26 protein-coding genes are annotated in these 25,879 nt (G+C 63.7%); 16 read left to right on the top strand and 10 right to left on the bottom strand.

The genetic code is table 11. The features are described from left to right. The first annotated feature begins 173 nt into the window (after positions 1–173). Positions 174–1,658 (top strand): flagellin, encoded by a 1,485-nt coding sequence (locus ASC83_RS18160; RefSeq protein ID WP_056065719.1) that lies wholly within the window; start codon positions 174–176, stop codon positions 1,656–1,658. A gap of 124 nt (positions 1,659–1,782) precedes the next feature. Continuing rightward, on the top strand, positions 1,783–3,981 hold the full coding sequence (locus tag ASC83_RS18155) for a tetratricopeptide repeat protein (RefSeq protein WP_056065715.1): 2,199 nt from the start codon (positions 1,783–1,785) through the stop codon (positions 3,979–3,981). 9 nt (positions 3,982–3,990) lie between these two features. On the opposite strand, the gene ASC83_RS18150 is transcribed toward ASC83_RS18155, so the two are convergent. Genes ASC83_RS18150 through rfbF form a run of 7 tightly spaced genes read right to left on the bottom strand, consistent with a single transcriptional unit; the run spans position 3,991 to position 10,150 of the window. Continuing rightward, positions 3,991–4,638 (bottom strand): hypothetical protein, encoded by a 648-nt coding sequence (locus ASC83_RS18150; RefSeq protein ID WP_056065712.1) that lies wholly within the window; start codon positions 4,636–4,638, stop codon positions 3,991–3,993. 32 nt (positions 4,639–4,670) lie between these two features. Next, positions 4,671–5,321, bottom strand: a complete 651-nt coding sequence (locus ASC83_RS18145) for a GNAT family N-acetyltransferase (protein WP_056065857.1) — start codon at positions 5,319–5,321, stop codon at positions 4,671–4,673. 10 nt (positions 5,322–5,331) lie between these two features. Beyond that, on the bottom strand, positions 5,332–6,456 hold the full coding sequence (locus tag ASC83_RS18140) for a DegT/DnrJ/EryC1/StrS aminotransferase family protein (RefSeq protein WP_056065709.1): 1,125 nt from the start codon (positions 6,454–6,456) through the stop codon (positions 5,332–5,334). A gap of 54 nt (positions 6,457–6,510) precedes the next feature. Then, positions 6,511–7,752 (bottom strand): class I SAM-dependent methyltransferase, encoded by a 1,242-nt coding sequence (locus ASC83_RS18135; RefSeq protein WP_056065706.1) that lies wholly within the window; start codon positions 7,750–7,752, stop codon positions 6,511–6,513. Next, on the bottom strand, positions 7,749–8,309 hold the full coding sequence (locus ASC83_RS18130; RefSeq protein WP_056065704.1) for a dTDP-4-dehydrorhamnose 3,5-epimerase family protein: 561 nt from the start codon (positions 8,307–8,309) through the stop codon (positions 7,749–7,751). Before ASC83_RS18130 ends, ASC83_RS18135 begins: the two co-directional genes overlap by 4 nt. Next, complete coding sequence (rfbG, locus tag ASC83_RS18125; RefSeq protein ID WP_056065701.1) at positions 8,306–9,373, bottom strand: CDP-glucose 4,6-dehydratase; 1,068 nt, start codon at positions 9,371–9,373, stop codon at positions 8,306–8,308. Before rfbG ends, ASC83_RS18130 begins: the two co-directional genes overlap by 4 nt. Before the next feature lie 6 nt (positions 9,374–9,379). Beyond that, positions 9,380–10,150 carry a glucose-1-phosphate cytidylyltransferase gene (rfbF, locus tag ASC83_RS18120; RefSeq protein ID WP_056065699.1) on the bottom strand — a complete coding sequence of 257 codons (771 nt, stop codon included), beginning with the start codon at positions 10,148–10,150 and terminating at the stop codon, positions 9,380–9,382. Between the two features lie 467 nt (positions 10,151–10,617). Between rfbF and motA the strand changes: the two genes are divergently transcribed. From motA to ASC83_RS18075, 9 genes are all read left to right on the top strand, one after another. Further along, entirely contained in the window at positions 10,618–11,478 is an 861-nt protein-coding gene (gene motA, locus ASC83_RS18115) for a flagellar motor stator protein MotA (protein WP_056065696.1), read from the top strand. 44 nt (positions 11,479–11,522) lie between these two features. After that, positions 11,523–12,455, top strand: a complete 933-nt coding sequence (motB, locus tag ASC83_RS18110; RefSeq protein ID WP_056065694.1) for a flagellar motor protein MotB — start codon at positions 11,523–11,525, stop codon at positions 12,453–12,455. Between the two features lie 72 nt (positions 12,456–12,527). Then, positions 12,528–12,914 carry a chemotaxis response regulator CheY gene (gene cheY, locus ASC83_RS18105; protein ID WP_010466076.1) on the top strand — a complete coding sequence of 129 codons (387 nt, stop codon included), beginning with the start codon at positions 12,528–12,530 and terminating at the stop codon, positions 12,912–12,914. Between the two features lie 4 nt (positions 12,915–12,918). Next, the gene (locus ASC83_RS18100) at positions 12,919–13,536 is read left to right on the top strand and encodes a protein phosphatase CheZ (protein ID WP_056065691.1); all 618 of its coding nucleotides are present in this window, start codon (positions 12,919–12,921) and stop codon (positions 13,534–13,536) included. Positions 13,537–13,758: 222 nt separating this feature from the next. Then, complete coding sequence (locus tag ASC83_RS18095) at positions 13,759–14,913, top strand: flagellar biosynthesis protein FlhB (RefSeq protein WP_056065689.1); 1,155 nt, start codon at positions 13,759–13,761, stop codon at positions 14,911–14,913. After that, positions 14,910–16,991 (top strand): flagellar biosynthesis protein FlhA, encoded by a 2,082-nt coding sequence (flhA, locus tag ASC83_RS18090; protein WP_056065684.1) that lies wholly within the window; start codon positions 14,910–14,912, stop codon positions 16,989–16,991. Before ASC83_RS18095 ends, flhA begins: the two co-directional genes overlap by 4 nt. Then, on the top strand, positions 16,988–18,484 hold the full coding sequence (flhF, locus tag ASC83_RS18085) for a flagellar biosynthesis protein FlhF (RefSeq protein ID WP_056065681.1): 1,497 nt from the start codon (positions 16,988–16,990) through the stop codon (positions 18,482–18,484). The genes flhA and flhF overlap by 4 nt, the downstream gene beginning before the upstream one ends. After that, positions 18,477–19,274, top strand: a complete 798-nt coding sequence (locus ASC83_RS18080) for a hypothetical protein (protein WP_056065678.1) — start codon at positions 18,477–18,479, stop codon at positions 19,272–19,274. Before flhF ends, ASC83_RS18080 begins: the two co-directional genes overlap by 8 nt. Before the next feature lie 166 nt (positions 19,275–19,440). Beyond that, positions 19,441–20,157 (top strand): RNA polymerase sigma factor FliA, encoded by a 717-nt coding sequence (locus ASC83_RS18075; RefSeq protein WP_056065675.1) that lies wholly within the window; start codon positions 19,441–19,443, stop codon positions 20,155–20,157. A 115-nt stretch (positions 20,158–20,272) separates the two neighbouring features. Here ASC83_RS18075 and ASC83_RS18070 read toward each other — a convergent pair whose 3' ends face one another. From ASC83_RS18070 to flgA, 3 genes are all read right to left on the bottom strand, one after another. Continuing rightward, positions 20,273–20,647: a hypothetical protein gene (locus tag ASC83_RS18070; protein ID WP_056065672.1), complete on the bottom strand. Its 375-nt coding sequence runs from the start codon at positions 20,645–20,647 to the stop codon at positions 20,273–20,275. A gap of 42 nt (positions 20,648–20,689) precedes the next feature. Further along, on the bottom strand, positions 20,690–21,010 hold the full coding sequence (flgM, locus tag ASC83_RS18065) for a flagellar biosynthesis anti-sigma factor FlgM (protein WP_056065669.1): 321 nt from the start codon (positions 21,008–21,010) through the stop codon (positions 20,690–20,692). A gap of 94 nt (positions 21,011–21,104) precedes the next feature. Beyond that, positions 21,105–21,806: a flagellar basal body P-ring formation chaperone FlgA gene (gene flgA, locus ASC83_RS18060; protein WP_056065853.1), complete on the bottom strand. Its 702-nt coding sequence runs from the start codon at positions 21,804–21,806 to the stop codon at positions 21,105–21,107. Between the two features lie 342 nt (positions 21,807–22,148). Between flgA and ASC83_RS18055 the strand changes: the two genes are divergently transcribed. From ASC83_RS18055 to flgF, 5 genes are read left to right on the top strand one after another with little or no spacing between them, the layout of a single operon-like run. Then, on the top strand, positions 22,149–22,619 hold the full coding sequence (locus tag ASC83_RS18055) for a flagellar basal body protein (RefSeq protein ID WP_056065666.1): 471 nt from the start codon (positions 22,149–22,151) through the stop codon (positions 22,617–22,619). A gap of 36 nt (positions 22,620–22,655) precedes the next feature. After that, on the top strand, positions 22,656–23,060 hold the full coding sequence (gene flgC, locus ASC83_RS18050; protein ID WP_056065662.1) for a flagellar basal body rod protein FlgC: 405 nt from the start codon (positions 22,656–22,658) through the stop codon (positions 23,058–23,060). Between the two features lie 31 nt (positions 23,061–23,091). Further along, positions 23,092–23,745 carry a flagellar hook assembly protein FlgD gene (locus tag ASC83_RS18045; protein ID WP_056065659.1) on the top strand — a complete coding sequence of 218 codons (654 nt, stop codon included), beginning with the start codon at positions 23,092–23,094 and terminating at the stop codon, positions 23,743–23,745. Positions 23,746–23,783: 38 nt separating this feature from the next. Then, positions 23,784–25,064 carry a flagellar hook protein FlgE gene (gene flgE / locus ASC83_RS18040; RefSeq protein WP_056065656.1) on the top strand — a complete coding sequence of 427 codons (1,281 nt, stop codon included), beginning with the start codon at positions 23,784–23,786 and terminating at the stop codon, positions 25,062–25,064. A 46-nt stretch (positions 25,065–25,110) separates the two neighbouring features. Continuing rightward, positions 25,111–25,851: a flagellar basal-body rod protein FlgF gene (gene flgF / locus ASC83_RS18035; protein ID WP_056065654.1), complete on the top strand. Its 741-nt coding sequence runs from the start codon at positions 25,111–25,113 to the stop codon at positions 25,849–25,851. Positions 25,852–25,879: the final 28 nt, after the last annotated feature.

The raw sequence follows: 25,879 nt of genomic DNA, 5'->3' as shown, positions 1-25,879 counted from the left end.
CGCCGGAAAACTTGAGGGTCAAACGCGCAAGTTGTACGACTTTTTTGCCGCTTATCTCCCCAACGCCAAAAAGCGGCATCTCCACAATTCATCCATCGTTCCCTCATTGACAGCCGGACGGGTGCGCTTGAACCGGCAAACAGATCCGTCTTGCGACGTTAAGGAGTTTCGCCATGGCAGCAACCATCAATACCAACATCAGCTCGCTCACCGCGCAGCGAAATTTGGGCACCAGCCAGATGTCGCTCAACTCAGCCATCCAGCGCTTGTCGTCGGGCCTGCGCATCAACAGCGCCAAGGACGACGCAGCCGGTTTGGCGATTTCCGAGCGTTTCACCAGCCAGATTCGTGGCCTGAACCAGGCGGTTCGCAATGCGAACGACGGAATTTCGCTGGCCCAGGTGGCAGAAGGTGCGATGGGCTCCGCCGGCAACATCCTGCAGCGGGTGCGCGAACTGGCCGTGCAATCGGCCAACGCTTCCAACAGCGCTGGCGACCGTCAGGCCCTGCAGCAGGAAGTCGGCCAGCTGGTGGCGGAACTGGACCGGATTTCGCAAACCACCGAGTTCAACGGCCAGAAATTGCTGGACGGCACCTTTGGTACGCAACAGTTCCAGGTGGGCGCCAATGCCAACCAGACCATCGTCGCAGCGACGGCCAACCTGCGCACCAACGTCTACGGCAACAACCAGAACATCGCCTCCAACGGCTCGGGTATTGGTGCACAGGCCCCTGCGACTGGCGCCACATCCAACGGCGTGACAGCGGGTTCGGTCTCCATCAGCGGCTACCTGGGCACAGGCACCATGACGGTAAATTCGAATGCCACCGCCAAAGCCACCGCCGATCAGATCAATTCCCTGCAGGCCACCACGGGCGTGACCGCAACCGCCCGCACCGAAGTGCGCCTGGGAGGCATGGCCTCGGCCGGGTCCTATTCGCTGACGCTGGAAGGCGACAACGTAGGCGCATCCCGCACGATCTCGTTCACCTTGACATCCGCCACCGGCACAGACCGCCTTTCGCCTGCCGTATCGGCGATCAATGAACAATCTGCAAAAACCGGCATCAACGCCTCGCTGAGCTCGGACGGCACCCAGATCATCCTGACCAACGCCACTGGCAACAACATCGTGGTGGGAGATACCACCAATGCCAATGCAGCCGCCGTGAGCGTGACCGGCTACGACGCGGCAGGCGCCAGCAACGGCACTGCGCAGACCTTGGCAGCCGATGCCACGGTCGACAACGTTGCCACCGGCGGCTACATCACACTCGACTCTGAGAAATCGTTTGCCCTGACCTCTGCCAGCAACCAGCTGGACAGCGGTGGATCGTCACTGCACACCGTGGCCAACCTGGACGTGACCACCTTCACCAGCGCCACCGATGCGCTCAAGACCGTGGACTCGGCCCTGGCCTTCATCAATGGCGAACGCGCCAAGCTCGGCGCCTTGCAGTCGCGCTTTGAAACCAGCATTTCCAGCCTGCAGATCACATCGGAAAACCTCTCTGCCTCGCGCTCGCGCATCCAGGACGCCGACTTCGCGGCAGAAACCGCCAACTTGTCGCGGGCTCAGATCCTGCAACAGGCCGGCACGGCGATGGTGGCTCAAGCCAACCAGATCCCACAAGGCGTGCTGTCGCTGCTCAAGTAATTGACCCAGCCCACACGCCGCGCAGTGGAATTGCAACGCAACGACAAGGGGCCCCGATGGGCCCCTTTTCACATGGCACACTGTGCGGCGCCCCCCGCTTATTAGCTTGTAGATCGGCAGCCACGTGCAATCCAAAAACACCGCCCAGGACGATCCCCGCCTCCATGCGGCACTCGCAGCCGCAGACTGGCCCACGCTGACTCGGTTGTGCCGCCAAATTCTGCGCAAGAATGGCCGCCACCTGGGCGCCCATCGCCTGCTGGGCTTCTCGCTCCACAAGCAGCGCGAGTTCGACGCAGCCCTCAAGGCCTACAAGCAAGCCTATGCGTACTGGCCAGGCGATGCCGAGCTGCTCATCAACTACGCCAACATCCTGATTGAGCAAGCACGCAACTACGACGCACTTCCGCATCTCGAAAAGGTCTGCGAGCTGCGCCCCCAGCAAGCCGTTGCATGGATCAAACTCGCCGAGTGTTGCTATCTGATCAATTTGCACAGCAAGGGATTTGATGCCAGCCAAAAAGCCCTCGCGCTGGCTGACTCCATGCCGCTGACAGTCGGTGCACTGATGCAAAGCGCCATTCACCGCCGCGAGCTGGGCCAGGTGCGCGAGGCTGTACAGGATTGCGAGAAAGCCATCGCGCTCAGCCCCGGCGATCCTGGCAACTACACCAACAGGCTGCTTTTCATGCTGGCGGACCCACAGGTGAACGCTGCGCAGCTGTCTGCAGCCGCCCGTCAGTTTGGCAGCGTCTTTGAGCCCCCACTGCGCCCCAACTGGCCCAGCTTTGAGGCCCATCGCGGCTCGCCCTGGCGCCGCCTGAAGATTGGGTTTCTGTCACCAGACTTCCGCATGCACGCCGTCATGTACTCGGTGGAGGGGCTGCTGGCCCAGCTGGACCGGCGGCAATTCGAGGTGTATGCGTTCTACCTGTTCCCCAAAGGCGACCATGTCACAGAACGGGTGGAATGCCATGTCGACCACTTCGTGCGCCTGGCTGGCTTCAGCCCCGAGCATCAGGCCGATGCCATCCACGCCCAAGGAATAGACATCCTGGTCGACTTGGCGGGCCACACGGGCAACAACGGCCTGCTCATCCTGGCGCACAAGGCTGCACCAGTGCAGGTGTCGTGGCTGGGGTTTCCGGCCACCACCGGGCTCACCGCCGTGGACTACAAGTTCACGGACGAAATCACCGACCCGCCAGGCGTCGATGACCAGTACACGGAACAGTTGTACCGGTTGCCTACGCTGTTCGCCTGTTACCGGCCCATGAGCCGCAATCCCCTGTGGCGTTACCAGCCCCGCTATCAGGTGCGCCCCTCGCCCGCGATAGATAACGGGTTCATCACCTTCGGCTCCTGCAACAACCTGGGCAAGCTGACGGATGAGGTGCTGGCACTGTGGGGGCGTGTCCTGGAAGCCGTGCCCCATTCACGCCTGCTGATCGAGGGCAAAAATTTCGACCGCCCCGAGTTCGCGCAGGCCTACCGCGATCGCTGCGAGGGACTGGGGCTCCCGCCTTCGCGGCTGGAGCTGGTGCCGCTCAGCCAAGACAACCAATACCTGACCTACCACCGCATCGATATTGCGCTGGACCCATTTCCACTCACCGGCGGCACGACCACTTTCGATGTGTTGTGGATGGCGGTCCCCATCGTCTCCATGATGGGCGAAAGTTTCAAGAGCCGCATGGGCGTCGGCATGCTCAGCTACCTGGGGCGAAAGGAGTGGCTGGCAGATAGCCCGGACGACTATGTGCGCATTGCTGCGGGCCTGGCAGCAGATACCCAGGCGCTCAATGCGCTTCGGCTCAACCTGCGTAGCGAAGTGGAAAACTCTGCGCTCATGCGCGAAGACCTCTACTGCCGGCACTTTGGCGAAGGCCTGCGGGTGATGTGGCTGAAATGGTTGGCTCAAATGGAGCATCCCGACGATCCTCAGGCGCAGGAGCAAGCCATGCAGAGCTGGTTACCGCAGTTCCCGCAAGAGTGGGAGCAACCCCCAGTCCTGGGCGTCGGCTTGAAACCCGGCCAGCGGGTCAGCCTGCACGCAGCCCACCAAAGCCTGCAGAACCTGGTTGAAAAAGCACGGACCTCCTCTCCGCCCCGGCGAATCGGCGAATCAGCCCCCTTGATCACGGATCGCCACTGGATTGCCGTGACCGAGCTGGCCGAAAAAGTGCTCAACGCCGTACCACACGATCCCGTCGCTCTGGCGTGCCTTGCCGAAGTGGAGCATGCACACGGGCACACCGAATTCGCGGTGACTTACCTTCAATATGCGACGCAAGCCATGGGGATGGACATCCCGGGCTCCTGATGCTGCGTGTCAGATCCGGAAAATGTCGAGCAGCGCATTGCGCCGGGTGGGCTTGAAAACCACCCTGCCGGCGTCGCCACGGTAAATGGTGCACTGCCCGGGTGAGTGGGTGTTGACCAGGCTGACCCCTTGAGACAACACCGTGCCGTCGCCCACCTGACAGTCCCCAATGATGGCAGTGCCCGCGTACATGATGACGCCCTCTCCAAGCACGGGGGCCACCCCATGGTTCTTGCCGACGGTGGAATTCTGGTAGATCACCAGATAGTTGCCGTAGCTAGCCTTGGCGAAGACGATCCCGACGGAATGTCCGATGAAGAAAACCGGCGGCATCTCAATTTCGTAAAAGAGGTCGATACCGTTCAAGGCCTTGTTCAGCAAGAACAGGCGTGTGGGAGTTTCCGTACTGGCAGTGCGGCGCCAGATGGTATTGGCCAAAAAGTACAGAAAACTGCAGTACTGCGTGGAATGCAGCGGATCAAAGCAGTCCTGCCGCCAGGGCCGGACGGCATTGATACACCCGTGCAGGCGAGCAAGTGCTTCGTCCAGGCACGCATCAATGTCCATGCGGGGATCGAAATCGTCTGGCAGTGTGTAGTGCAGTTGCTGCACCACGTAGCGCAGCAACCGATCACGGTCCATTCGCAAAATTTCCATGCCCAGCCTCCTTCAACGACCTCAGGGCCTTTTCAGGCCCGGGGTAAGTGCAGTTGCATGTACACCAAGCTGGCAGGGGCCCCTACTGCATAAGGGTCCTCCTTCCAGTCCACCCCGCCAGGGACTGTGCTGGCCACGATGGGCACTCGCTGGTACTCCTGAAAACCCACCTTGCGGTAAAAGTCGACCGCCGGATTGTCCGATCGCACCCGCACGGCCAGCGTCTGCAGCCCGAGGGCATCGCGCGCCCAGTGCATCAGCGCCAGCAACGAGGCCTTCATCAACCCCGGAGGGGATGAACCTCCACTGACAATGGCATCGGCCTCGCCATAACCACGCTGCCAATCAATGAAGCCCAGGCCCACGTGCCCCACGCGCTCGCCGTCCAAGGTTTCCACCATGAACAACATCTTGCCGGGGTTCTCGTGAACCGCTCCAGCCAGCCAGGCGGCGGTGCGCTCAGGGGTGGATACAAACTCGGTCAGGAAAGATTTGACATGGCGGTTTCGCCACTCCGTCAAAAGCCGCACATCAACAGCATCGGTGTGTCCAGGCACGGTGGCTATGGGTCGAACGACCGCTGCCAGCGGCTGCCCCACCGGCAACAACAGGCCAGGCTCGCCAGCACGGGCCGTCTGTTTGATGGCAGCAAAAAGCTGCTGCCCAGGGGTGGATGCACTCATGGCGGCCTCTTCAGAGTTGGGCAAAGTAGCGGCGCACCTGCGCAGCCACGGTGTCCACGCTCTCCAGCGGCATGCGCGAGTGCAGCGGCAGCGAGAGAATGCCCTTGCCCACGCTGTCGGTCACCGACAGGTCCCCTGCCCTGCAGTCCTTCCAGAGCGAGAACCAATGCCCCGGCTGCCAGTGGATGCCGGTGTCCACACCGTTCTCCTTGAGGAAGTCTCGCAGTGCATCGCGGTGCTCTGCCGGCACCCGTATGTAGTACAGAAACGGGTTGACTTCGGCAAAATCGGTACGGGGAGTGCGCACCTGCGCAATACCTTGCAGCTTTTCGTTGTACCGGCGCGATGCCGCCTGGCGGCTCGACTTGATCACATCGAGCTTGCCCAGCTGCGCCAATCCGATCGCGGCGTGCATGTTGAGCATGTGGTAGCGAAATCCCACCCGCTCGACATCAAAAGTCCAGGCACGCTTGTTCTGGTACATCACCTCCGCAGGCTGCTGCATGCCCAGCAAACGCAGCTCGTGCACACGACGCAACTCCTCTTCCGTACGCACAACAATCGTGCCGCCATCGAGACAGGTCACTGTTTTCACCGGGTCATGGCTGAAAACGCAGATGTCGGAAAAGCTGCCGACCATCCGCCCTTTGTAGCTGGAACCAAATGAATGCGCCGCGTCATGGATTACGCGCAGCTTGTGGCGCTCTGCGAACGCGGCAATGTCTTCATGGTTGCTGATGATGCAGTCGTAGTCCATCACGATGATGGCCTTGGTGCGTGGGCCCACCAAGGACTCGGCCTTGACAAGGTCCAGCTCGAGCGTGTCGTCGTTGCAGTCGCAGAACACGATGTCCGCCCCCACCCAGGTGATGGCCTGGTAGTCGGCCGAGCAGTTGAATGCCGACACGATCACCTCGTCCCCCGGTCCCACGCCCGCGAGCAGCAGCGCGATGTGCAAGCCTGCCGTTCCGGTGCTCACCGCTGCCACATGGCGGTCCGGGACCTGCAGGATCTCTTTCACCTTTTTCTCGAACCCCGACACATAGCTGCCCATACCGAGCCATCCCAGCTCCAGCGACTCTCGGCTGGCATCGATTTCTTCTTGTTCGATCAAGGGCTTGAACATTGGGATCATGGTGGTCTCCTTCGGTTGTGTACGGTTCAAATGGGCGTAGCGCTAGGTATTCGGCTACCAGACTTCGAGGCGAGGAATGGCCGTGACAAACTGGCCTCCCCATTCACGCATTTCGCTCAGCTGCAAGCTGATTTCGCTCCGCAGGTTCCACGGCAGGATGAGGATACGTTGCGGCTTGTGGGCGAGCAGGTGCGCCTCGCTCACCACGGGGATGTGGCTGCCCGGCAGGAATTGGCCTTGCTTGGCGGGGTTCTTGTCCACCACGTAGGGCAGCAGGTCGGGCCGCACGCCCGCAAAGTTGAGCAGGGTATTGCCCTTGGCCGCGGCGCCATAGGCACCCACGGTGATGCCGTCGGCCTGGCATTGAAGCAAAAATGTGAGCAGTTCGCGCTTGACCCGTATGGCCTGGGTCTGAAAATCGCAATAGAAACCTGCCCCCAGCATGCCGGCTGCCGCCTCGGTGGCCAGCAGTTGCTGCACGCGGACGGCGCCTTCAGCCGTTACCTGGGGGTGGCCCACGGTATCGGCGCGGGCGGCAAACACCCGCAGGCTGCCGCCGTGGGTGGGCAGCTCCTGCACGTCGATCACCACCAGGCCGTTGGCCGCAAAGATGCGCTGCACTGCCGTGAGCGACAGATACGAGTAGTGCTCGTGGTACGCCGTGTCGAACTGGCAGCCCTCCACCATGCGCAGCAGGTGCGGAAACTCGAAGGTGGCCACGCCGTGGGGCTTGAGTAGCCGCGTGAAGCCGCCCACAAAGTCGTTGATGTCGGGCACATGGGCCAGCACGTTGTTGGCGGCGATCAGGTCGGCCTGGCGGTCGGCGGCGGCCAGTTCTTCGGCCAGCGCCACGCCAAAGAACCGATCCACCACCTCAATGCCCTTGGCGCGGGCTGCGGCTGCCGTGCTGGCGGTGGGCTCCACGCCGTAGCAGGGGATGCCCGCCGCCTGCACATACTGCAGCAAGTAGCCGTCGTTCGATGCGACCTCGACCACGCGGCTCGCGGCGGTGAGGTCCAGGCGCTCGCGCATCGCCTCGACATAGGCCTTGGCGTGGGCCAGCCAAGACGATGAGAACGAGCTGAAGTACGCGTAGTCGTCGGTGAACAGCGCCTCGCGCCCGGCGTGGTCTTCGGTCTGTACCAGCCAGCAGGTCTCACACACCAACAGGCGCAGCGGGAACCAGGTCTCGGGCGCGCGCAGGGCGGCCTCGCTCAGGTAGGCGTTGGACGGGGGCGCGCTGCCCAAGTCCAGGAACGTGAGTTGCAGCGGGCTGCCGCAGTGTCGGCACTTCACAGGCGCACTCCTTCGAATTCTTCGGTCATCCCGGGCTGGCCTGCGTCGCGGGGCGACATTTGCCCCACCGGCAGCGGCCAGGCAATGGCCAGGCGCGGGTCGAGCGGGTGCAGCCCCGCCTCGGCGGCGGGTGCAAAGGCTGCAGAGTGGCAATACAGCAGCTCGGCATGGTCGGTCAGCGCCTGGAAGCCGTGGGCAAAACCGGGCGGGATGAGCAGCGCGTTGCCGTTGTCTGCGGATAAATGCTCGGCATGCCAGTGCAGAAAGGTCGGCGAGCCCTGGCGCAAGTCCACAGCCACGTCCCAGACCTCGCCACGCAGACAGGTCACCAGTTTCATTTCGGCGTGCGGCGGTTTTTGGTAGTGCATGCCACGCACGGTGCCTTGGAGGGCTGTATAGCTCTGGTTGACTTGGGCGATCGGGCCCGCCCAGCCAGCGCCCGCCAGTTCATCGGCGCAGAACAGGCGCGCAAAAAAGCCGCGCTCGTCCACCAACGGCTGGCGTTGCACACGGAACAACCCCGCCAGGGGCAGCGGCGCCAGGGCCAGGCGGCTCATGGGCGGGCCTCCCACGCGTCGATGTCGGCCATGCACAGCGCGCGCGCATCGGCGCCGCCATGGTGCTGTCGGTACCAGTTCATGGTGCGGGCCACGGCGGTGTTCAGCGCCCAATGCGGGGCGACGCCCAGCACCTGGCGGGCGTGGGCAGTCTCCAGTGCAAGCCAGCCGGCTTCGTGGGGGCCATCACTCTCTTTTTCATAGCTTGTTGCGCCGGAAGGATATGCGCTGGAGGCTAATTCGATGACATTTTTGACCGTAGCGGCCTCGTGCGGCAGCGGGCCAAAGTTGTAGGAACCAGCCAGTGCGGGCGATTCCCACAAGCATTGGGCCAGGCGCAGGTAGGCGGCCAGCGGCTCCAGCACGTGCTGCCAGGGACGCGTTGCCTGGGGGCGGCGGATGCGCAGGGTCTCACCCTTCTCCCAGGCGCGCACGGCGTCGGGCAGCAAGCGGTCTTGCGCCCAGTCGCCGCCGCCAATCACATTGCCCGCGCGGGCGGTGGCCACAGCCACGCCCTGGGCTGCAAGAAAGGAATCACGGTAGCTGGCGGTGACCAGCTCCGCCGCCGCCTTGCTGGCGCTGTAGGGGTCGTGCCCGCCCAATGGGTCTTCTTCGCGGTAGGGGTAGGCCCATTCGCGGTTGCGGTAGACCTTGTCTGTGGTGACCACCACGGCCACGCGCACGCCCGCCAGCCCACGCAGCGCGTCCAGCACATGCGCCGTGCCCATGATGTTGGTGGCAAAGGTGTCGAGTGGCGCTGCATAGCCGGGGCGCACCAGCGCCTGGGCGGCCAGGTGCAGCACCACATCGGGCCGGGCGGCGTGCACGCGCAGGGCCAGGGCCGGGGCGTTGCGGATGTCGCAAAAATGGCTCTCCATGCCCGGGCCGCCCTGCCCCAACTGGGCCAGGCTGAACAGGTTGGGCTCGCTAGCAGGGGGCAACGCAACGCCGGTCACCTGCGCACCCAGGCGTTGCAGCCACAGGGCCAGCCACGCGCCCTTGAAGCCGGTGTGGCCGGTGAGCAACACGCGCTTGCCGCGCCAGAAGTCGGGGTCAGGGCGCATCGTGGTTTACCAGCACTTCCAGGGGGCGCGGCCCGATTGCCACAGGTCTTCGAGCAGGTTCTTCTCGCGCAGCGTGTCCATGGGCTGCCAGAAGCCGGTGTGCTCAAAGGCGCGCAGCTGGCCGCTGGTGGCCAGGCGGGCCATGGGCTCCAGCTCCCAACTGGTGGCGTCGCCGTCGATGAGGTCGATCACCTCAGGCTGCAGCACAAAAAAGCCGCCATTGATCCAGCCACCGTCGCCCCGCGGTTTTTCCTCGAACCCGGCCACGGCGTCGCCATCACGCACCAGGGCACCGTAGCGGCCCGGGGGCTGCACGGCCGTCACAGTGGCCTGGCGGCCATGGGCGCGGTGGAAGGCAAACTGGGCCGTCATGTCGAGGTCGGCCACGCCATCGCCATAGGTAAAGCAGAAGGGCTCGCCTGCAGGCAGGTATTCCTGCGCCCGGCGCAAGCGCCCGCCGGTCATGGTGCTTTCGCCGGTGTCCACCAGCGTCACCCGCCAAGGCTCGGCATGGCGGTGATGCACTTCCATGCGGTTGTTGGCCATGTCAAACGTCACGTCGGACATGTGCAGGAAGTAGTTGGCGAAGTACTCCTTGATAACGTAGCCGCGGTAGCCCAGGCAGATGATGAAGTCATTGACGCCGTGGGCAGAGTACATCTTCATGATGTGCCAGAGGATGGGCCGCCCACCGATCTCGATCATGGGCTTGGGCCGCAGGTGCGACTCCTCCGAAATGCGGGTACCAAGCCCGCCTGCCAGCAGTACAGCTTTCATGCCCGCAGCATAGTGCAGGCCCTCACGGCCAAAAAGGTCCAGTCACAGCAGAAACACCGTCCAAATGAGGCGTTTGCACGCGATGTGGGCGCACGGATGGCGGACACGCTGCGCAAGGGCTCACTTAGATCAATATCAAATTGATAGCGCCACAGTCAATAAATATCAGCACATCGCCACGCCTTGACACAAACCTGGGTATGCATTGCCCCCGGGAGGCCGCTCAGACCCCTTGCTGGGCACCCGAGGGCCATCGGAACACTCCCAACCCCGCGCGCAAGACCACCAACGTCCCATCGGTGGCAGCGGCCAGCGTCCATTCGCCCGAGAAGCAGCCTGTTGACCGCCCTCTTGGGGCATTTCGCGTTCTGCAATCCGATACATTTGCAGTAACCTTCGGTCAATCCGTGGACTGCAGCCCTCCCCAGCGCAGTCGTGCCCCTGCCGCCGCCCTAAACGTCTAAAGCATGTTTGTCATCATCGGTTACGTCGTCTGCCTCGGCTGCATCTTCGGTGTGTACATCATGCACGGAGGCAATATCAGCGTGATTCTCAAGGCACTGCCGTTTGAGATCATCACCATTTTGGGCGGCGCACTGGGCGCGTTTGTGGTGAACAACCAGCCCAAGGTGATCAAGGCCACCTTGGCCGCACTGCCGATGGCGCTCAAGGGTTCCAAATACACCAAAGAGCGCTACATGGAGTTGATGGCGATGCTCTATGACATCCTGCAAAAGGCCCGCAAAGAGGGGCTGATGGCCATTGAGAAGGATGTGGAAGCGCCCCACGAGTCCGAGATCTTCAAGAAATACCCCACGGTGGGCAGCGACCACCACGTGATCGAGTTCACCACCGACTACCTGCGCATGATGGTGTCGGGCAACCTGAATTCCCACGAGATCGAGGCGCTGATGGACAGCGAAATCGATACCCACCACCAGGAGGCCCATGCTCCCGTGGCTGCGCTGGCCCGGTTGGCAGGCGCCCTGCCCGCCTTCGGGATCGTGGCCGCCGTGCTGGGCGTGGTGAACACCATGGGCTCGGTGGGGCAGCCGCCCTCTGTACTGGGTGGGATGATCGGCTCGGCGCTGGTGGGGACGTTCCTGGGCATTTTGCTGGCCTACGGCGTGGTCGAGCCCCTGGGTGGACTCGTCGAGCAAAAGACCGAGGACGCCGCCAAGGAACTGCAGTGCATCAAGTCCACCCTGCTCGCCAGCATGCAGGGCTACAACCCGGCCACGGCCATTGAGTTTGGCCGCAAGGTGCTGTTCTCCAACGTACGCCCCAGCTTCTCGGAGCTGGAAGGACACGTGAAGGGCAAGAAGTAGCCGCCGCGAATGCAGTAGCCGCGCCGTAACGCCCCACCACCACCATGGCAGAAAAGAAGCTCCAGCCCATCATCATCAAGCGCGTCAAGAAAGGCGGCCACGCGGTGCATGGTGGCGCCTGGAAGATCGCTTATGCCGACTTTGTGACGGCGATGATGGCGTTCTTCTTGCTGATGTGGCTTTTGGGCTCCACGGCCAAAGGTGAGCTGCAGGGAATTGCGGCATATTTCGCTTCGCCGCTCAAAGTGGCGATGACCGGAGGCGACGGTGCAGGCAACAGCTCCAGCGTCATCCCCGGTGGCGGCAACGATCTGGCCAAGGTGCATGGCCAGGTGCGCCGCTCCGATGTGGAAGAAGCCAAGCAGCGCCGCATGAGCATCGATGCCGCGCGGGCAGAACGGGCCAAGCAGGACCAGGAGCGCATCAAGGCCCTGGAGGCCAAGATCGATGCGCTGATCACCGAGAACCCGCGCCTGAATGAGTACAAGTCGCAGATCCGCATCGACATCACACCCGACGGGCTGCAGATCCAGATCATCGACGACCAGAACCGCCCCATGTTCGACAGCGGTAGCGCGTTGGTAAAACCCTACATGCGCGACATCCTGCGCGAAATTGGCGCAGCCCTCGGTGGCGTTGAAAACCGCATCAGCCTTGCAGGCCACACCGACGCCGTACCTTATGGCAACAGCGAAAAGGGGTACAGCAACTGGGAGCTATCGGCAGATCGCGCCAACGCCTCGCGACGGGAACTGGTCTCTGCGGGCATGCCAGACGCTAAACTGGGCCGCGTGGTGGGCTTGGCCGCCAGTGATCTGCTGGACCCCAAGAACCCACGCTCCCCCTCCAACCGGCGCATCACCATCACGGTGTTGACCCGGGAGGCCGAAGAACGGCTCATGGGCAAAGGGATTCCTGAAATCACGTCCACAGAACTGTTGACGGAAAAGCGGGAAAATCCCCCCCCAAGCAGGTAACAGTTACGACTTGTCACCAAACCTGCCACCCATGACAATGCTTACAGTAAATCTCGACTGAAAGGGTCCCAAGTGACCACAGCCCTTCGTTTTTTGATCGTTGATGACTTCTCCACCATGCGACGCATCGTTCGCAACCTGCTCAAGGAGAGCGGGTTTGCAGACGCCGACGAGGCCGAGGATGGCGTCGCCGCACTCAACAAGCTGCGCAACAGCAAGTTTGACTTTGTGGTGACCGACATCAACATGCCCAACATGAACGGCTTCCAGCTGCTGGCCGAGATCAAGAAGGACGACAAGCTCAAACACCTGCCCGTCCTGATGGTGACCGCTGAAGCCCGCAAGGAAGACATCGTTGCCGCCGCCCAGGGAGGCGCTGCGGGTTACATCGTCAAACCCTTCACCAAGGCAACTCTGGAAGAGAAAGTGACCTTGATTCTGAAGAAGATGGGGTTATGACACCATGGACGACACACCGGACAACAGCCAGCCTGCCGATGTTCATCACAAGATTGGCCTGCTGACACGTCAGCTTCACGATTCGCTCAACGAGCTGGGTTATGCCGACAAGCTGCGCGGCTCCATGGGCGAGCTGCCCGACGCGCAGAGCCGACTTTCCTATATCGCCCGCCTGACGGGAGAAGCGGCAGAGAAGGTGCTCAACCGCGTCGAACAGGCCAAGGCCCAGCACGACTACATTGCGGCGGAAACGCGCCGGGTCGTCAACTCGCTGGTGGCGGACCCGGTGGCGGCCGTGGCCAAAGGCGAGATCTTCAACTTTCTGACCGACGTGGAGCGCGTGACCAAGGAAGCCGACACGCACCTCACCGAAATCATGATGGCGCAGGATTTTCACGACCTCACCGGCCAGGTGATTGCGCGCGTGGTTAACCTGGCAGCCACCATTGAAGAGCAGCTGGTGCAACTGCTCATCCAGACGGCTCCGCCCAGCGCCCAGGTGCCCGCCGAGCCCGCCCGCGCAGCGCATCTTCAGGGCCCGGTGGTGGACCCGGAGAACACCCCCGACGTGGTCACCGACCAGTCCCAGGTGGACGACCTGCTGGCCAGTCTGGGCTTCTGACGCTCCGTTTTCAGTCCAGCAGCCCCAGGGCGCTAGTGCAATATGCCTTGATTGCTATCATTTCTGAAAATAATGGCAGCAATCCACGGTGCGGATCAGACACAGAACCGCCACTAGACACACCCCAGGCACCACCGAAAAGAGGGGGCTGCAGCCCCCTTATCAGCCTTTAGATTTCCAGGTCGCTCACGACAATGGCATGACACCAGCCGTCATGCCACCATGGAATCCAGCCAAGAAAAAAGCCTCCCCGCGTCAGAACGCAAGCTGCAAAAAGCGCGCGAAGACGGCCAAGGGGCACGCTCGCGCGACTTGTCGCACCTGGCCATCCTGGGCGCGGGCGCCGCATGCATGCTGCTGCTGGCCCCACAGCTGATGGACCGCATGCAGTGGGCGATGAGCCAGCAGCTGGCGTTCAATGCGGCCACGGTGATGGCGCCAGGCACCATGCTCTCGCGGCTGCAGGACATGGTCATCGTGGGCTTGGTGGCCAGCACGGTGTTTGCCACCCTCACCAGCGCTGCGGGGCTGATCAGCGCCATCGGGGCGGGCGGCTGGATTCTCAGTGCCAAGCCCATCACACCGCAGTTCAACCGACTCAACCCGATCTCCGGACTGGCCAACCTGTTTTCCAAGCAGCAGATGGCCAACGTGGCCAAGATGGTGCTGATGACCGCCATCCTGACCTACGTGGCCTGGAAGTTCTTGGGCAACAGCCTCGAAACGGTCGCCATGCTGGTGCTGCAGCCCTCGCCGCTGGCCATTCGCCAGATTGCAGACTGGCTGACCTCGGGCATGAGCCTGTTGCTGCTGGTCGTGTTTCTGGCAGCCTTGGTGGATGTGCCTTTGCAGGCGTTCTTCTTCAAGGAACGACTGAAGATGTCGCACGAGGAAGTCAAGCAGGAGCACAAGGAGTCTGACGGCAACCCCCACACCAAGGGCCGCATCCGCCAGAAGCAGCGCGAGATCGCCGACCGGGCCAGCGTAGGCGCCGTCCCCAAGGCCGACTTTGTGGTGATGAACCCCACCCACTACGCCGTGGCCCTCAAATACGACGAGAAGACCATGAGTGCGCCCCAGGTCATCTCGCGCGGCACCGACCTCATCGCCATGAAGATCCGCGACGTGGCCAAGGAGCACAACGTGCCCGTGCTGCAGTCGCCCATGCTGGCCCGTGCGCTGTATGCCCATGCCGAGCTGGACCAGGCCATCCCCGCGACGCTCTACACCGCCGTTGCCCAGGTGCTGGCCTATGTGTACCGCCTCAAGGCGGCCCTGCGTGGCGAAGGCCGCATGCCCGACAGCCTGGTGGAGCCTTTCGTGCCGCCTGAACTCGATCCGCTGAACCGCACCACGGTGCAAGGTGCTGCCGTATGAACACCTCTGTAAAGTCTTTGCAGCAATGGGCGGGCACCAATGCCAGCGCCCTGCAGGGCCTGTCGGCACCACTGCTGGTGGTGGCGATTCTGGCTCTGATGGTGCTTCCCATCCCCCCGTGGCTGCTGGATGCATTTTTCACGCTCAACATCGCCGTCGCGCTGATGGTGATGATGGTGGCGGCGTACATGCTGCGTCCGCTGGACTTCGCGGCATTCCCTTCGGTGCTGCTGCTGACCACACTGATGCGCCTGTCGCTGAACGTGGCCTCTACGCGCGTGGTGCTGCTCGAAGGCCACCAGGGCCCTGGCGCAGCGGGTGCAGTGATCGAGGCCTTCGGCCACTTCCTGATCGGCGGCAACTTCGCCGTCGGCCTGATCGTTTTTGCGATCCTCGTGGTGATCAACTTCGTGGTGATCACCAAGGGCGCCGAGCGCATTGCCGAAGTGTCGGCGCGCTTCACCCTGGACGCCATGCCCGGCAAGCAGATGGCGGTGGATGCCGACCTGAATGCCGGCCTGATCGACGAAAAAGAAGCCAAGCGTCGCCGTGCCGAAGTGGCGGAAGAAGCCAACTTCTTCGGCTCCATGGACGGCGCGTCCAAGTTCGTGCGCGGCGACGCCGTGGCGGGCATCCTGATCCTGCTCATCAACATCATTGGCGGCTTCGCCATTGGTGTGTTGCAACACGACCTGTCGGCCAAGCAGGCCGCAGACAGCTACATCCTGCTGGCCATTGGCGATGCGCTGGTGGCACAGATTCCCGGCCTGCTGATTTCGGTAGCAGCCGCCATGGTGATCTCGCGCGTGGGCAAGGACCACGACATGGGCCGCCAGATCGTTCAGCAGCTGTTCATGTCGCCCCGCGTGCTGGGCGTGACGGCAGGCATCCTGATCCTGCTGGGTTTGATCCCCGGCATGCCGCATGTGGTGTTCCTGACCATGGGCAGCCTGCTGGGTTACGGCGCCTGGGTGATGTATGAGCGCCAGAAGGTTCCCCCGGTGGTCGAAGCCCCACCGCCGCCCGCCACCGATGGCGAAGCCACCTGGGACGACTTGCAGCCCGTGGACCTGCTGGGCCTGGAACTGGGATACCGCCTCATCAGCCTGGTGGACAAGAGCCGCCAGGGCGACCTGCTCACCCGCATCAAGGGCGTGCGCCGCAAGTTCGCACAGGAAGTCGGCTTCCTGCCCCCTGCCGTGCACGTACGTGACAACCTCGAACTCAAGCCCAGCGGCTACCGCATCACGCTGCGCGGCGTGGTGGTGGGCGAGGGCGAAGCCTTCCCTGGCATGTTCCTGGCCATCAACCCCGGCGGCATCACCACGCCGCTGATCGGCACGGCCACCACCGACCCTGCCTTTGGCCTGCCAGCACACTGGATCGACGATCGGCAAAAGGAAGCCGCACAAATGGCCGGTTTTACCGTCGTTGATTCCGAAACCGTGATGGCCACCCATTTGTCACACTTGATGCAAGTGCAAGCCGCCAAGCTCCTCAGTCGCACGGAAACGCAGCAACTGGTGGAACACGTGGCCAAGCTGGCCCCCAAGCTCATCGAAGAAGTGGTCCCGAAAATGGTCTCCATCGCAACGTTCCAGAAAGTCCTCCAGCTGCTGCTGGAAGAGTCTGTGCACATCCGCGATATCCGCACCATCATCGAAACGCTGGCCGAGCATGCTGGTGGCGTCTCGGACCCCGTCGAGCTGGCCCGCCGCGTGCGCATTGCGCTCTCGCCCGCCATCGTCCAGCAGATTTACGGCCCCACCCGCGAGCTCAACGTCATTGCCATCGAGCCCGGCCTGGAGCGCCTGCTGGTGCAAGCCCTGGGCAATACGGCAGGCCCCGCGCTCGACCCCGGCGTAGCCGACATCCTCACACAAAAGGCCGCCGAAGTGGCCCTCAAGCAGGAAGAGATGGGCCTGCCCGCCTGCCTGCTGGTTCCCGACCAGATCCGCAATGCCATCTCCCGCCTGGTGCGCCGCGTAGCGCCCCGCCTGCAGGTGCTGGCACACAGTGAAATTCCAGAGACCCACACCATCCGTATTGGGCCGATCCTTAAAGGTGCATCAGCATGAACATCAAACGCTTTACCGCCCCCACCTCCCGGGAGGCTCTGGCCAAGGCGCGCATGGCCTTTGGCGACGGCACGCTGATCCTGTCCAACCGCCCCACGGCCAACGGCGTGGAAGTGGTGGCCACGGCCGAGGACACGCTGTCGGCTCTGGACGGTGGTGCGCCCACCGCTTCGTCCAATCCGCCCCTGCTGGCGCCCAGCACTGCGCGCAGCACCCCCCAGCGCGCCAGCCAATCGGCAGCAGCGTCGGGCCTGGGCCGCAACCCGGTCGAGGAAGACACCGAACAGCTGGCCATGAGCACGCTGTCGTTCCAGGACTATGTGCGCGAACGCATGCTGCGCCGCCGCCACGAGGCACTGAATGGCCCCTCGGAACCCCAGACACTGTCTGAACGCAGCCGCGACCAGGAACCGGAACGTGAACGCATGCCCGCGCCCTCGGTGGCGCGCCACAACCCGCTGCGCACGATCCCGATGGACATCCCGCCCGAGCCACCGCGCCGCCGGCAAGAAACCCCCAGCGCCCACCTGATCCAGTCGAACAACCAGCAGAGCGTGATGAACGAGCTGCACGCGATGAAAGAGCTGATCGAAGACCGCTTCAACACGCTGGCCTGGCTGGGGCAGGCGCGCCAGAACCCGATCCAGTCCAACCTGATGCTGAAGATGATCCGTGCCGGATACTCCCCGTCGCTGGCCCGCGCCGTGCTCGAACGCATGCCCGAAGACCTGTCGGCGGGCGAATCGGTGCGCTGGCTGATGGAGGTGCTGGAACGCAACCTCAAGACCGACCAGACCGATCCCCCCCTTTATGAACAGGGCGGCATCTTCGCCATGGTGGGCTCTACGGGTGTGGGCAAGACCACCACCACCGCCAAGCTGGCTGCCATGTGCGCCCGCATCCACGGCCCCGGCAGTGTGGGGCTGATCACACTTGACACCTACCGTGTGGGCGCGCACGAACAACTGCGCACTTACGGGCGCATGCTGGGCATCGTGGCCCACCTGGCACACGACCGCGCCGCGCTGCAAGACCTGCTGGGTCTGCTCAGCGGCAAGAAAATGGTGTTGATCGACACCACCGGCGTGGCCCCCAGGGACCCCCGCAAGCGCGACATGCTGGATGTGCTGGACCTGCCCCATGTGAACCGCCTGCTCGTGCTCAACGCCGGCTGCCATGGCGACACGCTGGATGACGTGCTGACCGCCTTCAAGACCGACGGCTCGCAGCAGGCCATCCTGTCCAAGGTGGACGAAGCCGTGAAGCTGGGCCCCGCGATCGACGCACTGATCCGCCACCAGATGGTGCTGCGCGGCGTGACCAACGGCCAGCGCGTGCCCGAGGACTGGGAGCGTGCCAACGCCCACCAGCTCATCAGCGCCTCCATGCGGTCGCCGGCGAAGTCGGCTTTCGACCCCAAGGCCACGGACCTGAACTTCTTCTTCTCGCACTCTCCTGACACCGTGACGGAGGGGGGGCTGGTCGATGCTTGATCTGGGTTTTCACCAGGCGGCCAGCCTGCACAGCCTCACCCCGCAGGCAGAGCTGCGGCTGCTGGCAGTCGCCAGCCAGGGCAACACGGCGAGCGGCCTGGAAACGCTATGGCAGATCTGCGCCAGCCTGCAGCGGCTGGGCTATCCGGTGGTGGTACTCGACGGCACGGCGCAGGAGTCCGACGACAGCCCCGGGCTGCTGCACCTGCTGCAACATGCAACGTGGAATGACGGCGCCAGCCTGAACCTGGGCGCCACCGCATCCTCCCTCGCCGTGATTCCAGCGGCCAAGGGGCTGCAGCACCTGAGCCGCAAGGCCAGCGGCAGCACACGCTCGCCCATGGAGAGCTTGCTGCCCTGCTTCAGGACTTACGGCCTCATGGTGATTCACGCACCAGCCTCCACCCTGGGGCCCCTGCTCACCCACACGGCCACGGTGCCGCTGGTGGTCATGGGCAGTGGCGCAGCGGGCGTGATGACCAGCTACAAGAGCCTCAAGCAGATTGCGCTACACACTGGCTTGCCCTGCATGGTGGCCGCTTTGCTGCACGGCAACACCGCCGCCGAACGCCGCAAGGCCCAGTCCCAGCTGATGACCTTGCAGGCATGTGCCGAGCGCCATCTGGGCGGCCCGATACGAACCACCACCATTGCCACTCAGAACCCCCAGGAGCTTCAGCGCCTGGCCTTGCAACTGCTGGAAAATGCGGGCACTATGAACGGAGCGCTGGCTGCGCTGACACCCAGCAACTTGACAGGCATGCCTGCGCATTTTGTCCGGAGCCACTGACCAGAGCCTGTGATGCACCTCTACGTACGTACGTTGACCCGAAACGCCCCCCTCGGTCTGGCAAGTTGCTGGCCCCGGGCGGCGGAAAAAGATCGGGTGATGGCACCCCCAAGCGGCTCCAGAACAAGATCGCATACCCGCCCTACCAGTGCATAACACCCTCTCTATGTACACCGCCAAAGGCCAGCTTGATCGCGATGCCATGATCCGCCAGCATGTACCGCTGGTCCGGAGGATTGCGCACCACATGATCGCCAAGCTGCCTCCCAATGTCGAGCTGGATGACTTGATCCAGGTCGGCATGATGGGGCTGGCCGAAGCCCTGTCGCGCTATGAAGTGGCGCAGGGCGTGCAGTTTGAAACCTTTGCCACCCAGCGCATCCGGGGCGCCATGCTCGACGAGCTGCGCGAGGGCGACTGGATGAGCCGCAGCTCGCGCAAGAGCCAGAAAGACATTGAACACGCTGTGCACCGGCTGGAGCAAAAGCTGGGACGCAGCCCGCTGGAGTCCGAAATAGCCAGCGAAATGGGCATGAGCCTGGCGGACTACCAGAATCTGCTGGGCAAGGTCCGGGGCACCCAACTGGTGTACCTCGAAGACATGACGCATGGCAACGATGACGAGGATGGGTTTCTGGACCGCCACGTTGCCGACAGTGCGGCTGACCCGGTGGAGCTGCTGCGTGATCAACGGCTCAAGACGTCACTGGTCAACGCCATCAAGACCCTGCCGGAGCGCGAGCAGCACATCATGGGCATGTACTACGAACATGACATGAACCTCAAGGAAATTGCCGCCGTGCTGGGCGTTACCGAGTCGCGCGTGTGCCAGCTGCACAGCCAGTCCATTGCACGGCTGCGGGCCAAGATGCGCGCGCACTGAGCGCCCCCACCGGCGGACACCAGGCGCCGCGCAGGTCATTGCGCAGGGCCATAGGGTGACGGGCCGCCGCTTTTCGCGACCGGGCCCACAACCCCTTCAGAACAATGGATGCCGCTCAGCCTGCAGAGCGGTAGATGCGTGCCACACCCGGCGCGGCTCCGCGCGCCCCCAGGCCATCGCCATAGGTAGCCGCCGCATTGGAGGGGGGCAACAAGCCGGCGGCTTGGCGGTCCGTGCTGGCAGCAAGCCGGGCCAGGCTTTCACGGTGCAGGATCAGCATGCTGCGGATCGCATCCGCGCGCTTTTGCAGCGACGCTGGCAAGGGCAACCCCCTCGCGGCCGCCTGCTCCAGCGCACGCGAAAAATCGGCCGCTGCATCACGCAAGGCCGTGCTGTTTTTTTCCAGGGAGGTGGGGTCGGCCGCGAGAAGTGCGGCGGAGACTTGTTCGATCAGCTGCTCAACAGCCGAGAGAGATTCTTCCAGAGACATGGCGCATTGTGCGATGGATTGCGCCCGGGAGCAAAACGCCGGTCAACCCCGCGAGCGGGACAGGATCTCCTGGGCGTTGGACAACAGCTTGTCGGCAATGGCTTCGGCGTCGACCGAGAATTCGCCCTTTTCGATGGCAGCGCGCACTGCCTTGACCTTGCCTGCGTCAAAATCTGCCGTGCTGCGGGTGGCAGGGCTGAGCGCCCGGGCCGCGGTGGACACAGTGACAGGCACACCGGCGGATGACGCCATCAGTGCGTCCTTGGTGGCTCCTTCAGCAGCGCTGGCTGGGGCCTTGGCTTGCTTGGCAAGCCCCGTCGGCGGCAACCCGCCCGGCAGTTCCGGTGTTTGACCTATCTTCATCGCTCTCTCCACCACCCCGTTGGATGTGGGGCATCAGTAGCAATGTTTTCGACCCATTTGGCCCGGACTTTAGCCATTTATTACCGGGGCGTCATCACAGAGTGACATCCACTGTCCCAGAATCATTCACAGTTCCACTTACGATGCGGCCATTCTCCATGCGCACGCGCACAGTCTGCCCGACAGAGCCTGCGGTCAACGCCTGGCCCGCAGAGCTGACCGCATAGCCCGGCCCCTGGGCCACCACTTTCACCTGCGCACCGGCCTTGAACAGCAGGGGGGCACGCACCATGGCCTGGCGCACCGCCTGCCCCGCCACCAGTTGGCGGGCCGCGGTCTGCCCTACCCACAGGTCGGGATTGGCCATGACGGGAGAGGAATCGGCCGCCCAGTCCACTTCGGCCTCTGTGGCGTCATTGGCCGTCAACACGGCACCGGGCGCCACATTGTTGATCAACACCCAGGCCGGGCCAAACGCCTTGATGGTGACGGGCAAAAACACGTTCCATGCGGTGGCTCCCTCCACGCAGCGCAGCCCCAGACGGGTCCGACCCCACAGGCGGGCACCTACGGGCAGATAGGGTTCAACGCGCGCACAGGGCGCCAGCCGAAGGCGCGAGTCCAGTGAGCCAACACTCACTTCCATACGCAGTGGCAGCGCGGAGGACGGGTTGCGGGCCAACGCATCGTCCAGCCAGCGCTGGGTAAGCGGCCCCAGGTCCGCCACGGGGTCTGCCGCCGACTGGGCGTGCGCAACACCATGGGGGCCCAGCGCAGCCACAGCCAATACACCCATCAGGCAGAACGTACGCACCAAGGCGCCGGCACGCACAGCCAGCGACTGCCGGGTTACGCCGCACAGCGCGGCGTCGGTGTTGGGGGCAGAGAAAAGGAAGTGGGCGGTCATAGGGGCCTCCTGGGCATCGGCTGGCCAGGCTGCCCGCGCACGGGGTGCTACGGAAGGCAGGGGCCATTTCACCCCTGGAACTATAGGCAGATGACCCGGACGCAAAACCCGGAACTGCGCATCCATTTGCCACTTCTTCGCGCTTTAGAAAAAGGGCGCGGTTTCCATAATCGAGCCACGCCAAAAGCCCCCCGGGGATGGCGACTTTGCAACCGACGGTGTGAGGCACACATGCTTGACAAGATGACCAACCAGCTGAATTTTCACGGCAACGCCCTGGTGCTGCGCGGGGAACGTCAGCGCGCCATCGCCAGCAACATTGCCAACGCCGACACCCCTGGCTATGTGGCACGCGACTTCAAGTTTGGCGACGCGCTGCGCGAGGCCACGGGCATGACTTCTTCCGCCACAGGCACTGCCGGCGCAGCGGTCACGCGGCTGGCAACCGGAGGTTCGTACGGAACTGCGGGCACAACCGATCCGCACCATATTCCGCTGCCCACCGTGAATTCCAGCACCAGCATCGACCGGCAAGGCGCCCTGGGCTATGCGGTGCAAACACAACCGAGCCTGGACAACAACTCGGTGGACTTGGACCGCGAGCGTGCCAACTTCGTGGACAACGCCGTGCGCTATGAAGCCACGCTGCGGTTCATCAACGGCAACGCCAAGACCATGCTCAGCGCCATCCAGGGCCAATAACCAGCCAGCCCCGCAGCGCAGAAAGCGAGCCACCCCATGTCCATGTTTTCGATTTTCAACGTATCGGGCAGCGCCATCAGTGCGCAGTCGCAGCGGCTCAACGTGGTGGCTAGCAACCTGGCCAATGTGGACGCCGTGGCAGGCCCCGATGGTCAGGCCTACAAGGCACGCCAGGTGGTGTTCCAGACAGCGCCCATGGGGGCCGACAGCTCTGCGGGCGTCAAGGTCAGCGGTGTCAGCGAAAGCAATGTGCCGGGCCGCCGCGTGCACGACCCCAGCCACCCGTCGGCCGACGAGCAGGGGTATGTGACGCACTCCAACGTCAACGCGGTTGAGGAGATGGTCAACATGATCTCTGCCTCGCGCTCGTACCAGAACAACGTCGAGGTCATGAACACGGCCAAGTCGCTGCTCCTCAAAACCCTGCAGATGGGCCAGTAAGGCAAGAGCCTGCTCCAAGAAGGACACCACCATGATTCTCAGTGCAACCAACGCCCCCACGGTGACGGACTCGTCCAGCACCAAGGCCAACGCGTCCACCGACCCGGCTGCCGCGCAAGACCGCTTTTTGAAACTGCTGGTTGCGCAGCTGAACAACCAGGACCCGATGAACCCCCTGGACAACGCCCAGATGACTTCGCAGATCGCGCAGATCAACACGGTGACCGGCATCCAGCAACTGAACCAGACCATGCAGAGCATGGCTTCGCAGTTCAACTCGCTGCAGGTCATGCAGGGCACAGCCCTGGTGGGCCGCAATGTGCTGACCGAGGGCTCCAGCCTGGCGGTGGCGGACAAGACCGGCAAGGGCGGCTTCGAGCTGGGCTCGGCCGCCACCAACGTGAAGATCGAGGTCACGACCGCAGGCGGGCAGGTGGTGGACACCATCGACCTGGGTGCCAAGGCGGCGGGCCGCCACACCTTCGACTGGGACGCCAGCCAGTACACCGGCTCCACCGATGGGCTGCAGTTCCGCGTGACGGCCGTCAATGGCTCCACCAAGCTGGACTCCACCGCACTGAACCTTGCCAAGGTGACGGCCGCAGGTGCCGAGGACGGACAGCTGGTGCTAAGCCTGTCCAACGGCAAAACCATCAACTACAGCCAGATCAAGGCCTTGGTGTAACACCAGCCTGCTTCGTATCGCGTCAACAGGAGAACACCATGAGTTTTCAGCAAGGCCTGTCCGGCTTGAACGCCGCCAGCAAGAACCTCGATGTCATCGGGCACAACATTGCCAACTCCAACACCGTCGGGTTCAAGGCCTCGCGGGCCGAGTTTGCCGAGATGGTGGCATCTGCCATCGGCTCTGCAGGGGGCTCCAATGCAGGCATCGGCGTGGAAGTGGGCGCCGTGGCGCAGCAATTCACCCAGGGCAACCTGACCATCACCGGCAACAGCCTGGACGTGGCCATCAATGGCAATGGGTTCTTCACCCTCACGCTGCCCGATGGCACCGCCGCCTACACCCGCTCCGGTAACTTCAAGCTGGACAAGGAAGGCAACATGATCACCAACGACAACGCGTCGGTGATGGGCTACCCGGTAGACCCGGTGACGGGTCTGCGCACCGGCACCGACCCCATCCCCATGGTGTTCCCGACCGCCGAGCCAATTCCCGCCAAGCAGACCACCAAGATCACGGCGGCCTTCAACCTGGACGCCCGCGCCACCGACGCGGCGGGTAACCCCGCAGCCACGCCCCCCATCCCGGCCACGCCGCGCGCCACCTATGGCACGTCGATCAACGTGTTCGACAGCCAGGGCGTGGCCAAACCGGTGAGCCTGTACTTTCAGAAAACCGCCACCGCCAACACCTGGGACGTATACGACGCCCTGGACGACCCCACCGCTGTGCCGCCCGTGGTGGCCACGCCCATCGGCCAGATCACGTTCGACAACAACGGAGCCATCACCGGCCCGGTGGCCACGCCACCCGCCACGGGCTTTTCGCTGCCGCTCACCATCAACCCCACGCCGCCCAACCCCAATAACCTGCCCACCTACACCGTGGACGTGAGCCTGGACAAGGTGACGCAGTTCGGCAAGAAGTTTGCGGTGTCCAACCTGAGCCAGGACGGCTACACCTCGGGCGAGCTGACCGGCATCAACATCGAGAACAACGGGATGATCATGACCCGTTACTCCAACGGCGTGACGCGTGCCGAGGGCCAGCTCGCGCTGTCCAGCTTCCGCAATACGCAGGGCCTGGCCTCGGTGGGCAGCAACAACTGGGTGGCCACGTTCGAGTCGGGCCAGCCCGTCGTCGGCACCGCCACGGATGGCAGCTTTGGCTCGCTGCGCTCGGGCGCCCTGGAAGACTCCAACGTGGACCTCACGGCCGAGCTGGTGAACATGATGACTGCCCAGCGCGCCTACCAGGCGAACGCACAGACCATCAAGACGCAAGATCAGGTGATGTCCACCCTGGTGAACCTGCGCTGACCGGCTGAACCCTCACTGAACCCGCCCAGGACGCCGGAGATCCCCCATGGACCGCATCATCTACACCTCGATGACAGGCGCCAACGCCGCCGCCCACCGGCAGGCGGTGCTGTCCAACAACCTCGCCAACGTGTCCACCGGCGGGTTCCGCGCCGAGATGTCCACCTTCCGCTCGGTGCCGCTGCAAGGCGACGGCGCCAAGACGCGCGTGTTTGCGCTGGAGGCCACCTCCGGCTACGTCAACACCCCCGGCCCTGTGCAACGCACCGGCCGCAACCTCGACGCCATGGCGGCCGGCAATGCCTGGTTTGCAGTGCAGGGGCTGGATGGCACCGAAGCCTACACCCGTGCGGGCAGCTTTGAGGTGTCGGCCACCGGCCAGCTGCTCACTCCCACCGGCCTGCCCGTGTTGTCCGATGGCGGAGCGCCCATCGACGTGCCGCCCGGTGCCGATGTGTCGCTCGGGTCGGACGGTACCGTGACCTCCAAGATCCCGGGCCAGCCCGCCCAGGCCATTGGCCGCCTCAAGCTGGGCACACCCACGCCGGAAGATCCGCTCAAGCGCGGCGACGACGGGCTGTTTCGCACCACGTCGGGCGACCCCATGCCCAACGACGCCAACGCGCGCATGCTGTCGGGCGCGCTGGAGGGCTCGAACGTGAACCCTGTCGAATGCATGGTCGGAATGATCGCTGCATCGCGCCAGTTCGAGCAGCAGATGAAGCTGCTGCAGACCGCCGAAACCAACGACAAGACCGCCAGCCAGCTGCTGAGCATGAACGGCTGATGCCGCTGCCCACCACCGCACGCACCCG

It is taken from the genome of Acidovorax sp. Root402, from assembly GCF_001425125.1.
GTDB classification, from domain to species: Bacteria; Pseudomonadota; Gammaproteobacteria; order Burkholderiales; family Burkholderiaceae_C; genus Acidovorax; species Acidovorax delafieldii.
This window is presented reverse-complemented; position numbering and strand designations above follow the sequence as displayed.